A 12,669-nucleotide genomic window follows, 5' to 3' on the forward strand; every position below is an offset into this window, starting at 1 on the left:
ATGTCGTCGATTTCCTTCAACCAGATCCCGACGAACCTCAGGGTCCCCTTCGTCTACGTCGAGTTCGATTCGACGCAGGCGTGGCAGGGGCCCGGGCTCTTCCCTTACCGCCACCTGGTAATCGGCCAGTCGATCGCCGCCGGCACCCAGGACGAGCTCGTGCCGGTGCGGGTCACCAGCGCCGAGGAGGCCAAGGATCTCTTCGGTGCCGGCTCCCAGCTGGCGCGCATGCTCGAGCGGCACTTCCAGAACAACGGTTGGACCGAAACCTGGGCGGTCGCCATCGCCGACGCTGACGCGGCCAACGCCGCCGCGGGCACGATGACGTTCGGCGGTCCGGCCTCGGCGGCCGGGACGATCTCGATCTACGTCGCCGGCCGGCGCGTCCGGGTCGCCGTCGCCTCGGGCGATGCGGCCGCTGCGATCGCCACCGCCGTCGCCGCCGCCATCAACGCCGAGGCCGACTGCCCCGTCACGGCGGCGGTGAACGGCGAAGAGGACACGCAAGTCGACATCACGGCCAAGAACAAGGGCGTGAGCGGCAACGACCTCGAGCTGCGGCTCAACTACTTCCGCGGCGACGCGCTGCCCGCCGGCGTCACCGTCGCCTTTGACCCGGAAACCGGCACCACCGGCCGGCCGACGCCGCCGGACGAGATGGCCGCCGCCACGGCCGCCGTCGCGAGCTATCACGGCAACATCGATCCGGCGCGGCCCTTCCAGACCCTGCCGCTGGTCGGCTGCCTGCCCGCCAAGGCCGGCGACGCCGGCATGCGCCTGGCCGGCGGTACGGCGAACCCGGACATCGACGAGGTCTTCGCTGAGCTCGGCGACGTGCACTACCACGTCATCACGGTTCCCTGGTCGGACGCCGCCAACCTGGTCGCGCTCAACACCGAGCTGGCCGACCGCTGGGGGCCGTTCCGGATGATCGAGGGCAATGCCATCGTCGCCGCCCACGGCACGCAGGGTGAGCTCGGCACGCTCGGCGACAGCGTCGACAGCAAGCACATCACGATCGTCAACACCGGTGGGCCCTTCACCCGGGCCGAGAGCAACCTCTTGCTCTACGACGGCATCTCGACGGTCTACGACGATGACGGCGGCACCGTCAGGGTCCAGCGCCTGGTCACCACCTACAAGACGAACGGCGCGGGGGCCGCGGACATCGCCTACCTCGACCTCAACACGCCGCTCACGCTCGGCTATCTGCGCGCGGACTTCCGCAACTACATCCTGACCAAGTATCCGCGCGCCAAGCTGAAGGACGACGGGATCCGCGCGCCGGGCCAGGCCCTGATCACGCCGAAGATCGGCAAGGCCGAAGCGATCGCCCGGGCACGCACCTGGGAGGAGCTCGGCCTGGTCGAGAACGTCGACGCCTTCGCCGAGCAGGTGATCTGCGAGCGCAACGCGCAGGATCCCAACCGGCTCGACTGGATGCTGCCGCCCGACCTGGTCAACCAGTTCCGGATCGGCGCCGCGCAGATCCGCTTCATCCTCTAAGGGAGACGATCCATGTCGAACCGCAGGGGCGGGATTATCTACTTCGCGATCGACGGCACGCAGTACGACGCGAAGGGCAACTTCACCTACAACCTCGGCGCCGGGAAGCGGGAGGCGATCGTCGGCGCCGACGCCGTCCACGGCTACAAGGAGACCCCGCAGGTCGCGCGCATCGAAGGCGAGATCACCGACTCCAGCGAGCTCGCACTGTCGGCGCTGATCGCCCTCGACGGGGTCACGGTCACGCTCGAGCTGGCCAACGGCAAGGTCGTCGTCCTGCGCGAGGCCTGGTACGCGGCTGACGGCGATGGCCAGACGGAAGAGGGGAACCTGCAGGTTCTCTTCCACGGCAAGTCGGCCGAGGAGGTCCGCTAGCCATGGCCGGCACGACCGTGAAGCTCACCTATCCGATTGAGGCTCATGGCAAGACGCTCACCGAGCTGGTCCTGCGGCGGCCGACGCTCGGCACGCTCAAGCACCTGAAGCTGAGCGACAACATGACTGCCGAGCTGAGCGGCGACGACCTGATCTCGATCGTCGCCAGCCTGGCTGGCATCCCGCCCTCCTCGGCCGAGCAGATCGACGTCGACGACCTCGAGGAGGTCGGCAAGGCCGTCGCGGGTTTTTTCGAGAAGTCCCCACCGACTGGCGGGACGCCGTCGGGGCGCTAGCGCTCGGCTACGGCTGGTCGCCCGAAACCATCTGGGCGATCGACGTCGACGAGCTGCCGTTCTGGATCAAGCAACTGAGGCATCGGAAGAGTGGCTGATCTGCGCCTGAAGGTTCTGCTGGAGGCCCTGGACCGGGCGAGCGCGCCGATGCGCTCGGCCGCCGGGAACATCGGCCGCGGCCTGGCGTCGATCAAGGCCAGCGCCGAGGCCGCCTCGCGCTCGATGGAAGGCGTCGGCAGGGCCGGAAGGGCGATGGCCGATGCCGGACGGTCGATGGCCGCCCGCGTCACGCTCCCGGTCGCGGCCTTGGGCGGCCTGACGTTGCGCAGCGCTGCCAACTTCGAAGAGGCGATGCTCAACGTCCAGGCACTGACCAACGCCACCGGGAGCCAGTTCGACAGGCTTCGCGACCAAGCCAAGGAACTGGGCCGCACGACACAATTCTCCGCAAGCCAGGCAGCAGACGCCATGGGCTTCCTGGCGATGGCCGGCTTCGATGTCGAGAAGGTCTACGAAGCCATGCCCGGCGTCCTGCAGCTCGCCGCCGCCTCCGGCATGGACTTGGCCGAGGCCGCGGATATCGCGTCGAACATTCTCGGCGGCTACGCCCTCGATGCGGCGGACCTCGGGCGGGTGAACGACATCCTCGCGAAGACCATGACGAGCACCAACACCAACCTCTCCATGCTCGGCGAGTCGATGAAGATGGTCGCGCCGATCGCCGCCGGCGCGGGCGTCGAGTTTTCCGAGGCCGCGGCGGCGATCGGCATCTTCGGCAACAACGGCATCCAGGGCTCAATGGCGGGCACAGCCCTCGCGGCCGGGCTGTCACGCCTGCTGAAGCCGGCAGCGGAGGCAAAGGATGCGCTAACCGGTCTCGGAATTCGTAAGCGCGATATCATTGACTCGCAGGGCCAGCTGCGCAGCCTCGCGGACATCATCCAGCTGCTTCAAGAGCGCGGCGCCGGCGTCACCGAGATGATCCAGATCTTCGGCCAGGAGGCAGGGCCGAAGATGCAGACGCTTTTGGCTGCCGGGCACGGGGAGCTACGGCGCCTGACGGGCGCGCTCCAGGAGTCGGAGGGGACTGCAAAGAGGATCGCCGACACCCGCATGCAAGGCCTGAACGGCCAGTTGCGCGCGCTCAAAAGCGCGGTCGAGGGCGCCATGCTGGCGGTCGCGGACTCCGGCCTTCTCGAGTGGGCGACGGGGCTGGCGCAGCGCATCACCGTTCTGGTGCAGCGGCTCGCGGAATCCAACCCGGCGCTGCTCAAGTGGGGCACCATCATCGCCGGCGTCGCCGCAGTGATGGGTCCGGTTCTGATCCTGCTGGGCACGATGGCGATCGGCATCAAGGGCCTGGTCGTCGGCGCGGCGGCAGCGAAGACGGCGCTGGTGCTCCTCGCCGGCGGCTTCGCGCCGGTGGTGGCGGGCATCAAGGCAGTCGCCATCGCTCTGGCCACAACGCCGATCGGCCTCCTGGTGCTGGCCCTTGCTGGCCTGGCCTTCGTCCTGATCGACAACTGGAGCAAGGTCCCCGGCTTCTTCGAAGGAGCCTTCGAGCGCATCCGAACGGCCTTCGACGAGGGCTTCCTGCAGGGGATCGTCGCGGTCCTCTCCGAGTTCAACCCGGTCTCCCTGATGGCGACCGCGATCGACGGCTTGGTGGCCTACCTCTTCGGCATCGATCTGGCGGCGGCGGGCCGGGCGATCGTCGAGAGCATCCTGGCCGGCATGCGCGAGGCGTGGACGGTGCTAGCCGGCTGGCTCGCCGGCGTTGCGGCCGACCTCCTCGAGAAGATGAACTTCGGTGTCGACCTCAGTGGGATCGGGCTCGGCAAGATCGACACCGGCCTCGGTGACACGATCGCGCAGCTGCGCCAGCTGCAGTCGGGCACGACCCGGGCGGCCGGTCAGGGCGCTGCACCGATAGGCGCCGCCGGCGACAGGGCCGCAGCTGCAGAGACCCGCGTCGGCGGCACGGTCAAGGTCAGCTTCGACAACGCGCCGCAGGGCATGCGCGTGCAGAGCGTGCGGCGCGAGAGCGCAGCGGTCGGTCTCGACGTCGAGACCGGCTACGCGATGGCGCCCTAAAGGGGAAGTCGATGAGCTGGCGCAACGAACTGCTCCCGGCCTCCTTCCGAGGGGCGACCTTCCACGTCGAGCGACACGACAGCGAGGTAGGCGGCCGCCGAGTGCACCTGCACCAGTACCCCGGCCGCGACGAGCCCTACGCCGAGGACCTCGGCATCGACGCCTCGCGCTACACCATCGACGCCTACGTGATCGGCGATGCCTACATGGCGGCCCGCGATGCCCTGATCGCCGCCTGCAACAAGGAAGGGCCGGGCCGCCTGGTCCATCCTTACCTAGGCGAGCTGACCGTTCTTTGCCCGAAGGTCCGGCTGCGCGAGGAGCGCACCGAGGGGCGCATGGCGCGGCTGTCCCTCGAGTTCGTCCAGGCCGGAGAGAACCGCTTCCCGCAAGGCGATGCCGACAGGGTCGCCGCGACGACCGCCTCCGCAGTCGCGGCCGACACGGCAGTCGACCGCGCCTTCTCGGTCCTCTGGAACGTCGCGCGCCAGCCGAACTTCGTGTCCGACGCCGCCGCCAGCAATCTCGCCGGCATCGCCCGGCAGCTCGCCGACGCGCTCGCCGACCTGGCACTGGTCGGGGCTGCCGTTCCCGGTGAGAGCCTTGCGGCGATCGAGCCGCTGCGGGCGCCTTCTGCAACCCTGGTCGCCGACCCGGCCGCTGTGTCCGGCGGTCTCCGGGGCGTGCTCGAGCCGCTGCTGACGGCGGACCGGGCCTCTCGCTCGGTGGTTGGCCTGGCGCTCGATCTGGCGACGGCCGGCGGCGGGTCGTGGGAGCCGGTCGTCGGCTCGACGCCGGCGCGCCTGGCGCAGGCGGGCAACCAGACGGCGTTGCGCTCGCTTCTGCGGCGAGCCGCCGTGACCGCTGCCGCTCGCGCCGCGGCGGGCGCTGATTGGGAAACCTACGACGATGCCCTCGGCGCACGCGATCGCCTGGCCGCCGCGCTCGACGACGAGCGAGACCTGGCTGCCGACCGCGGCGAGCGCGACGCCTTCACGGCGCTGGGCAGCCTGAGGGCGGCGACCGTCCGTGCCATCGAGGCCAAGGCGCCGGGCCTGCCGCGCCTGGTCTTCGAGACGCCGCGCGTCACGGAAGCGTCGCTCGTCACCGCCTACCGCCTCTACGGCGACGTCGACCAGGCCGAGACGATCGCGCGGCGGAACGGCGCCATCCACCTCGGCTTCCTGCCGGCCGGCGAGCCGCTGGAGGTGCTGGCACGCACGGGAGACCAACGTGCCCGATGATATCGTCCTGAACGTCGGTGGCACCGAGCACGGGGGCTGGAAGAGCCTCGCGGTCACGCGCTCCCTCGAGGAGCTGGCGGGCAGCTTCGACCTCACGGTGAGCGACCGCTGGCCGGGATCGACTGCGGGCAAACGCATCGCTCCTGGCGATGCCTGCACGGTGTCGCTCGGCGGTGAGCTTCTGGTCTCCGGCTATGTTGACGACGTGCGGCCGCGCATCGACGCAGACAGCCACGAGGTGGCGTTCAAGGGGCGCGATCGCACGGCCGACCTGGTCGACTGCTCGCCGGCGCTGGAACCCGGCGAGTGGCGCAACCTCCAACTCACGCAGCTCGTCGCGGCGATCGCAGAGCCCTTCGGCATCGCCGTCACCTCCCAGGTCAGCGTCGGAGAGCCCTTCGCTACCTTCCGCCTCGAGCAGGGCGAAACCGCCTTCGAGGCGATCGACCGGGCCGCACGCCAGCGCAAGGTCCTCGCGACGTCGGACGGCGCCGGCGGCCTGGTGCTCACCCGCGCCGGCGCGGGCGCCCGTGCCGCGGTGGCCCTGCGCGTCGGGGACAACGTGCTCTCCGGCGAAGCCGTCTACAGCCAGCGCGACCGCTTCAGCACCTACGTCATCAAGGGGCAGCAGCCGGGCGACGACGCCTGGGGAGAGACCACGGCCGCCCACGTCCGCGCCGAGGCGCGCGACCCGGGGATCCGCCGGCACCGGCCGATGACCCTGATCGCGGACCAGCCAGGTGGCGAGGCCAGTCAGCAGGCACGCGTCGAGTGGGAGGCCCGGACCCGTGCGGCGCGCGGCCGACGCGTCGAGATCTCCGTGCAGGGCTGGCGCCAGGGCGAGGCGGGGCCGTTGTGGCGGCCGAACGTCCTGGTCGACTGTCATCACCCGGACCTCGGCGTGGAGACCGACCTGCTGGTGTCGTCGGTGACCTTTGAGCGCGGCGGCAACGGCACGATCACGCGCCTGTCGCTTCTGCCAGCCGACGCCTTCCTGCCGGAGCCGGTTGAGCTGACCAGCAAGGGGGGCACCGACCTGTGGCTGAGCTGAGGGGACAGCTGGCCCGCTGGGCGGGGCCGATGCGCCGGCGGCTGGGAGCAATGGTGCGTCGTGCCGTGCTCGAGCTGATCGACGACGAGAGCGCGCTGCAGCGCCTGCAGGCGACGGCGCTCGCCGGCGAGACGCTCGACGGGCTGGAGCGCGTGCAGCAGTACGGCTTCACGAGCCATCCGCACCCCGGCGCTGCGGCGATCGTCCTGGCGCTGGGCGGCAACTCCGCCCACTCCGTCGTCATCGCGGTCGACGATCGGCGCTACCGGCTGGCCGGCCTCGCTCAGGGTGAGGTGGCGCTCTACGACGACCAGGGTCAGAAGCTGGTCATCTACCGAGATCGGATCGAGGTCGAGGCGCCCAAGGTCGTCGTGAAATCGCCGGACGTGCATCTGGGCGAGGACGGCGGGCCGCGAGTCGCGCGGGTCGGCGACCGGGTGAACGTCGGCAGCGGCTCCTCGGCCGGCCTGTGGCCGATCGTCGAAGGCAGCGAGAACGTCCGCGCCAGCGGCGCCGCGGTTGGAGATTGAGCCGATGGATCTGCTCCTCGCCTTCGACGAAGAACTGCTGACCGGCGACCTGCGCCAGCTGGGCGCCGGTCTCGAGACCGACCAGGGCCTGCGCACGGCCGTCGTCCTCAGCCTGTTCTCGGATCGCCGGGCCGAGGCCGACGACGAGCTGCCGATCGGCGAGACGGACCGCCGAGGCTGGTGGGGCGACAGCCTCGCCGAGATCGCGGGCGACAGGATCGGATCGCGCCTCTGGCTCCTGGCGCGCCGCAAGATCCTGCCGGCGACGCTCGTCGAGGCGCGGCAGATGGTCGAGGAGTCCCTGGCCTGGCTGATCGAGGACGGCATCGCCGCCCGGATCGAGGTCGAGGTGACGCATCGTCCGCCGACGACGCTGGCGATCCGCGTGGGCATCGTGCAGCCGAGGGGAGACCGCGTGGACTACAGCTTCGAAAGCCTTTGGCAGGGCGTTCGGGAGGCGTCGGTCTGATGCCCTTCGTCCGGCCCGCCCTCTCAGAGCTGCGCGATGACATCCGCGCAGAGATCGACAGCCGGCTGCCCGGCGCCGACAGCCGCCCGCGCCGCGCGGTGCTCAACGTCGTGGCGACCGCCCAGGCCGGCGCCCTCTACGGCCTCTACTTCTTCCTCGACTGGATCTCGCGCCAGATCACCGCCCAAACCGCCGAGGAGGAGCAGCTGGATCGCCACGCGTCCTTCTGGGGCATCGCCCGCGAGCGCGCGACCACGGCGACAGGCAACGTGACCCTGTCCGGTACGGAGGGCAGCGCCGTCGCCGCCGGCACCGTCCTGCGGCGCTCGGACGGGGCGGAGTTCCGCATCCTTGCGGGCGTGGTCATCGCGGCCGGGACTGCCACGGCGGAAGTCGCCGCCACGACCCCTGGGGGCGCCGCCAACACCGACGCCGGGGTCAAGCTGTCGTTCGTCTCGCCGGTCCCGGGCGTCGGATCGGCCGCGACCGTGGCGGCCGGCGGCCTCGCCGGCGGCAGCGACGAGGAAGAGGACCGCCTGGTGCTTCAGCGGATCCTCGCGCGGGTCCAGCAGCCGCCGCACGGCGGCAACCAGAAGGACTATGTGGACTGGGCGCTCGACCGGGGGAACCACGGCGTCGCCGTGACCAGGGCCTGGGTATACCCGCGCGAGCAGGGCGACGGCACCGTCACGGTCCGCTTCCTGATGGACGACACCTACGACGACGGCATCCCTGAAGCCGCCGACGTCGCGGCCGTGCAGGCCTACATCGACCAGCCCGACGTTCGGCCGGTGTCGGTCGAGGTGATCGTGGTCGCGCCGGTCGCGGTGCCGCTGGACATCGAGGTCGCGGAAATCGACCCCGACACGGCCGAGATTCGAGCGGCAGTGCTCGCCGAGCTCGAGGACATGCTGCGGGTCCGCGCCGAGCCCGGTGGCACCGTGCGCCTTTCCTGGATCTGGGAAGCCGTCGCCCGGGCGACGGGCGAGGACAGCCACCTGGTCGTGTCGCCGGCGGCCGACGTCACCCATGCGACCGGCGAAGTCGCCGTGCTCGGCGAGGTAACCTGGTCGTGAGGGTCTTTCCCGCAAGCGTCGGCGACTATGCAGCTCAGCTCGCGCAGCTGCTGCCGCGCGGCGCGGCTTGGCCGACCGATCCCGACTCGCGGTTCCGCCGGCTGCTCTCAGGCCTCGCGGCTTCCCTTGCCGCTGTCCATTCGCGGGCCCTCGCCCTGCTGAATGAGGCCGACCCTCGCACGACGCTGGAGCTGCTGCCGGAGTGGGAGGAGATGGTCGGCGAGCCCGACCTTTGCGCGGGCCCGGCCGAGGGCCTGCAGCTGCGGCGCCAGCGCGTCGTCGCCAAGCTGCTCGCCCGTGGCGGCCAGAGCCGCGCGTTCATGATCCAGCTGGCCGCCTCCTTCGGCTACGGCATCGAGATCACGGAGTACCGGCCCTTCATCGCCGGGCTCTCCCACTGCGGCGACGAGCTGCTCGGCGGCCACGCCGTGCGCCACGTCTGGAGCGTCTCGGTGCCCGATGCGCGCCTGACCTACTTCCGGACCGGCGTCAGCTCGCCCGGCGAGCGGCTGCTGGCGATCGGCCGCGCCGAAGACCTGGAGTGCGTGCTGCGGCGCGCGCAGCCCGCCCACACCAACCTCCTGTTCTCCTACGAGGGAGTCTGACCATGAAGTACGTCCCGCCGATCGGCGGCGATCCCGACGATCCCTACGTCGACGGCAACCCGGTCACCGGCACCGAAGGCAGCGCCGTTCCCGCAGCCGCCCTCGAGCATCCGATGCGCGAGATCCTCGACGTCATCGAGACGATGGGCGGGCTGGAGCCCGACGAAGAGGACCTGACGCAGCTGCGCGAGGCGATCGCGGCCTACGTCGCCTCGCAGATCCCGCCGTCCGAAGGGCAACAGCCCTACGTCGCGGTCGACCGGTCCACGGCACAGGCGGTCGTCGTCGGCAATAACGACGTGACGTTCGACACGCTCAACTACAGCGGCTACCTGGACGCCGAAACCGCATTTCCGCTGCCGGGTCAGGCCTTCTTCGTCCCGGAGCCCGGCCTCTACCTCGTACAGGCCAGCATGAGCATCGGCAGCGGGCAGATCGCCAACTACATGCTGGATATCGTCTTTGGCGGCGGCGGCAGCGCCTTCACGCCGCTCGCGTTCCGGGACCGCATGGATAGCGCCGGCGTCTACACCATGCGAATGACGGTCTCGGGTTTGGCCCGGCTTCCGGCCGGGGCGACGGCCGGCGTGCGCATCAATCAAGACGGCGGCACGACGGGAGCCTCGATCACCGAGGCCTCCTTCGCGGCACGCCGGCTGGGAGACATCTGATGAGCGTAGCGATTCTCACGGTCCCGGCCGAGGTCGACCTCTGGGCGGTCCTGCTCGCCGCCCGCGCTGCCGAGCTCGCCATCCTCGACAACACCCTGGGCGAGGCCGGCGCGGACCACAGCCTGATCGTCGCGTCGGCCGACGAGGCGGCGGCGCAGGCGATCATCGACGCCGCGCCGCTGCTCGATCGCGTCGGCTCGGCCGCCGCGGCGAAGCGGCGGGACATCCACGCGGCCGCGGCGGCGCGAATCGAGGCCGTGGTGGAGACCTATCCCCTGCACGAGCGGGAGAGCTGGGACCAGCAGTGGCAGGAGGCGCAGGCCCTCGCCGCGGATCCCGAGGCGGAGGTGCCGCTGCTCACCGCGATCGCCGCGGCGCGCGTCATCACCGTCGCCGCCATGGCCGCCAAGGTCACCGCCAAGCGCGGACCCTTCGCCGCGGCCGCCGGCGCCATCATCGGCTCGCAGCAGGCGCTCGAGGACAGCCTGCAGGCCGCGCTGGACGCCTTCGACGGGGGCGGCAGCGCCGAGGACGCCCTGGCCGCCATCGCCGCGATCGATCCGGCCGACGTCGCCAACTGGCCGTGACCATGCGGATCACGGCGCCGGCGGCGCTCGTGCTCGAGCGGATCGACCGGCGGTGACGCCTCAGGCGCTGCTCGACCCGGTCCGCGTCGTCGCGCGCCGGCACTGGCCGGCGGCCGAGGCGCCGGGCCTGCTGGCCCGCCTCGGCCTCGGCGCCGTCGCGGCGGCACACCGGCGCAAGGGCTACGACCTGGAGCGCTTCGAGGGATCGCTGACCGCCCGCGGCCACCTCCGGCTGATCGTGCGCTGGGCGAAAGTCGAGGAGCGCGGCCAGATATCGGAGCGGCGGGAGTCCTGCCGCGCCTACGACTGCAACCTTGGACCGGCGGAGTTCGTGCGCTGGTCCGACCTCCTGCGCCGCCGCTAGTGGCCGGCGGGGGATGGGCGCGCCAACGCCCAGAGCCGCGAGCCAGAGACTCGCACGTCCGACCTCGGCCGCCGACCGGACATCCCGCCACCCGTGCCACGGGCGGGAGGATCGTCGGCCGATTCCGAAAGCGAGTCGATGCCCGATCATCACGCCCTCGAACCCGTCCTGCCGATCCGGCCGGTGGCCGCCTACGTCGGTGGCAAGCGGAACCTGGCCAAGCGCCTGACCGCGATCCTGGACGAGACCCCCTGCACCACCTACGCCGAGCCCTTCGTCGGCATGGGCGGCATCTTCTTTCGGCGAAGCCGGCGGCCCAAGGCGGAGGTCGTCAACGACCTCTCCCGTGACGTGGCCAACCTGTTCCGGCTGCTGCAGCGCCACTACCAGGCCCTGGTCGACATGATCCGTTGGCAGATCACGACCCGGGCGGAGTTCGAGCGCCTGATCGCCACCGACCCGGCGACCCTGACCGACCTCGAGCGCGCGGCGCGCTTCCTCTACCTGCAGAGGACTGCGTTCGGCGGCAAGGTCGCCGGCCGGAACTTCGGTGTGAGCCCCGGCTCGCCGGCGAGCTTCGACGTCAGCAAGGTTGTCCCTCTCCTCGAGGCCGCGCACGAGCGCCTGGCGGGCGTGCTGGTCGAATGTCTGCCCTACGAAGCCTTCCTGGCGCGCTACGACCGGCCGGGAACGCTGTTCTACCTGGACCCGCCCTACAGAGGCTCCGAGGCCGTCTACGGCCAGCCCTTCGCCGGCGCCGACCACGAACGCCTGGCCGAGCTGCTCGCCGGCATCCAGGGCCGCTTCCTGCTCTCGATCAACGCGACCGACGAGACGCGGCGGATCTTCGCCGGCTTCGAGGTCGAGGAGGTCGGCGTCTCCTACGGCCTTCAGGGCGGCGGCCGAGCGCACCACGCCAGAGAGCTGATCGTCAGCGGGCCGGGGCAGTGGCGATCGACGCCGCTTCCAGCACGTGCCCCGGCTGGCGGGGCATCCACCAGCCGCCCATGACTCGCCGGCTGGCGCAACCTGCGGTAACCTCCGCAGGGGCGGCAACCGAACCTGTAGGGGGCAACAATGGACAACGCGTTCCTGGCCGTGGGTGGCGTTCTATTCTTCGTGGGTATGCCTGCAGCGTTGCTGGCCGCGCTCTTCATGAAGGGGCGCCGGCGACAGGCCCTGAAGGTCGCTGTCGGTTGCGCCGTTCTCGGCCTCGTCGGGTTCGGTGTCGGAGGCAACGCGGAGCCTGCCCCGGAAGTCTCGCCCTCGGTAGTTGAGACTGCGGCCCACGAACCGGCACCTATGGAGCCCGAGGTGGTCGAGGAGGTGCAGGCTGCCGAGGCGGAGGCGACTTGCCGCGCCGACCTGCAATGCTGGGGCGACAAGCACAGCTACAAGGCGACGGTCGCCTGCGAGCCCGCAGTCGAGCGCCTGGCGCAGTACACCTCTCGCTGGGTCGATGGCTTCCTCGAGACGAAGTTCAGCCACTTCCGCTGGCTCGACAAGGAACATGGGACCGTGACCTACCTGGGCGATCGCATCGAGTACCAGAACGGCTTCGGCGCCTGGCAGGCGCATGTCTATGAGTGCGATTACCATCCGGAGGCCGAAGCAGTGCTCACGGTCAGAACTCAGCCAGGGCGCCTTTGAGGTCTCTTCGAACCTCGCTCGAAGCGCTCCTCAGGGACGTTCGCGTTCGCTATGATTTCGAGCGTCAAAGACTCCAGGATCGAATGTCCCGCTACAGCCCTGCCATTGCCCCTGGAGGGGCCGGTCGGGGCCCCGAACCAGGGGAGGGGGC

General features: G+C 70.7%; 15 protein-coding genes. All 15 read left to right on the top strand.

Going from position 1 to position 12,669, the window contains the following annotated elements:
• The 15 genes from WD341_RS08845 (at window position 1) to WD341_RS08915 (ending at window position 12,518) form a co-directional block, all read left to right on the top strand.
• Window positions 1–1,506 carry a phage tail sheath subtilisin-like domain-containing protein gene (locus tag WD341_RS08845; protein ID WP_368425081.1) on the top strand — a complete coding sequence of 502 codons (1,506 nt, stop codon included), beginning with the start codon at window positions 1–3 and terminating at the stop codon, window positions 1,504–1,506.
• 12 nt (window positions 1,507–1,518) lie between these two features.
• Window positions 1,519–1,881 carry a phage tail tube protein gene (locus WD341_RS08850; protein WP_368425082.1) on the top strand — a complete coding sequence of 121 codons (363 nt, stop codon included), beginning with the start codon at window positions 1,519–1,521 and terminating at the stop codon, window positions 1,879–1,881.
• A gap of 2 nt (window positions 1,882–1,883) precedes the next feature.
• Window positions 1,884–2,177, top strand: coding sequence for a phage tail assembly protein (locus tag WD341_RS08855; RefSeq protein ID WP_368425083.1), 294 nt, complete (start codon window positions 1,884–1,886; stop codon window positions 2,175–2,177).
• Window positions 2,178–2,267: 90 nt separating this feature from the next.
• The gene (locus tag WD341_RS08860) at window positions 2,268–4,271 is read left to right on the top strand and encodes a phage tail tape measure protein (protein ID WP_368425084.1); all 2,004 of its coding nucleotides are present in this window, start codon (window positions 2,268–2,270) and stop codon (window positions 4,269–4,271) included.
• A gap of 11 nt (window positions 4,272–4,282) precedes the next feature.
• The gene (locus tag WD341_RS08865) at window positions 4,283–5,515 is read left to right on the top strand and encodes a DNA circularization protein (protein WP_368425085.1); all 1,233 of its coding nucleotides are present in this window, start codon (window positions 4,283–4,285) and stop codon (window positions 5,513–5,515) included.
• Window positions 5,505–6,566, top strand: coding sequence for a phage baseplate assembly protein (locus WD341_RS08870; RefSeq protein WP_368425086.1), 1,062 nt, complete (start codon window positions 5,505–5,507; stop codon window positions 6,564–6,566). The genes WD341_RS08865 and WD341_RS08870 overlap by 11 nt, the downstream gene beginning before the upstream one ends.
• On the top strand, window positions 6,554–7,096 hold the full coding sequence (locus WD341_RS08875; protein ID WP_368425087.1) for a phage baseplate assembly protein V: 543 nt from the start codon (window positions 6,554–6,556) through the stop codon (window positions 7,094–7,096). Before WD341_RS08870 ends, WD341_RS08875 begins: the two co-directional genes overlap by 13 nt.
• A 4-nt stretch (window positions 7,097–7,100) precedes the next feature.
• The gene (locus WD341_RS08880; protein WP_368425088.1) at window positions 7,101–7,565 is read left to right on the top strand and encodes a phage GP46 family protein; all 465 of its coding nucleotides are present in this window, start codon (window positions 7,101–7,103) and stop codon (window positions 7,563–7,565) included.
• Complete coding sequence (locus WD341_RS08885) at window positions 7,565–8,641, top strand: baseplate J/gp47 family protein (RefSeq protein WP_368425089.1); 1,077 nt, start codon at window positions 7,565–7,567, stop codon at window positions 8,639–8,641. The genes WD341_RS08880 and WD341_RS08885 overlap by 1 nt, the downstream gene beginning before the upstream one ends.
• The gene (locus WD341_RS08890; protein ID WP_368425090.1) at window positions 8,638–9,246 is read left to right on the top strand and encodes a YmfQ family protein; all 609 of its coding nucleotides are present in this window, start codon (window positions 8,638–8,640) and stop codon (window positions 9,244–9,246) included. Before WD341_RS08885 ends, WD341_RS08890 begins: the two co-directional genes overlap by 4 nt.
• Window positions 9,247–9,248: 2 nt before the next feature.
• Entirely contained in the window at window positions 9,249–9,917 is a 669-nt protein-coding gene (locus WD341_RS08895) for a hypothetical protein (protein WP_368425091.1), read from the top strand.
• Window positions 9,917–10,504 carry a hypothetical protein gene (locus WD341_RS08900; protein WP_368425092.1) on the top strand — a complete coding sequence of 196 codons (588 nt, stop codon included), beginning with the start codon at window positions 9,917–9,919 and terminating at the stop codon, window positions 10,502–10,504. The genes WD341_RS08895 and WD341_RS08900 overlap by 1 nt, the downstream gene beginning before the upstream one ends.
• A 52-nt stretch (window positions 10,505–10,556) precedes the next feature.
• The gene (locus WD341_RS08905) at window positions 10,557–10,868 is read left to right on the top strand and encodes a hypothetical protein (protein WP_368425093.1); all 312 of its coding nucleotides are present in this window, start codon (window positions 10,557–10,559) and stop codon (window positions 10,866–10,868) included.
• A gap of 138 nt (window positions 10,869–11,006) precedes the next feature.
• Window positions 11,007–11,879: a DNA adenine methylase gene (locus WD341_RS08910; protein WP_368425094.1), complete on the top strand. Its 873-nt coding sequence runs from the start codon at window positions 11,007–11,009 to the stop codon at window positions 11,877–11,879.
• A 66-nt stretch (window positions 11,880–11,945) separates the two neighbouring features.
• Window positions 11,946–12,518, top strand: a complete 573-nt coding sequence (locus WD341_RS08915) for a hypothetical protein (protein ID WP_368425095.1) — start codon at window positions 11,946–11,948, stop codon at window positions 12,516–12,518.
• The last annotated feature ends 151 nt before the right edge of the window (window positions 12,519–12,669 follow it).

Origin of the sequence: Tistlia sp., from assembly GCF_040905785.1 — a bacterium.
Lineage (GTDB): Bacteria > Pseudomonadota > Alphaproteobacteria > Kiloniellales > DSM-21159 > Tistlia.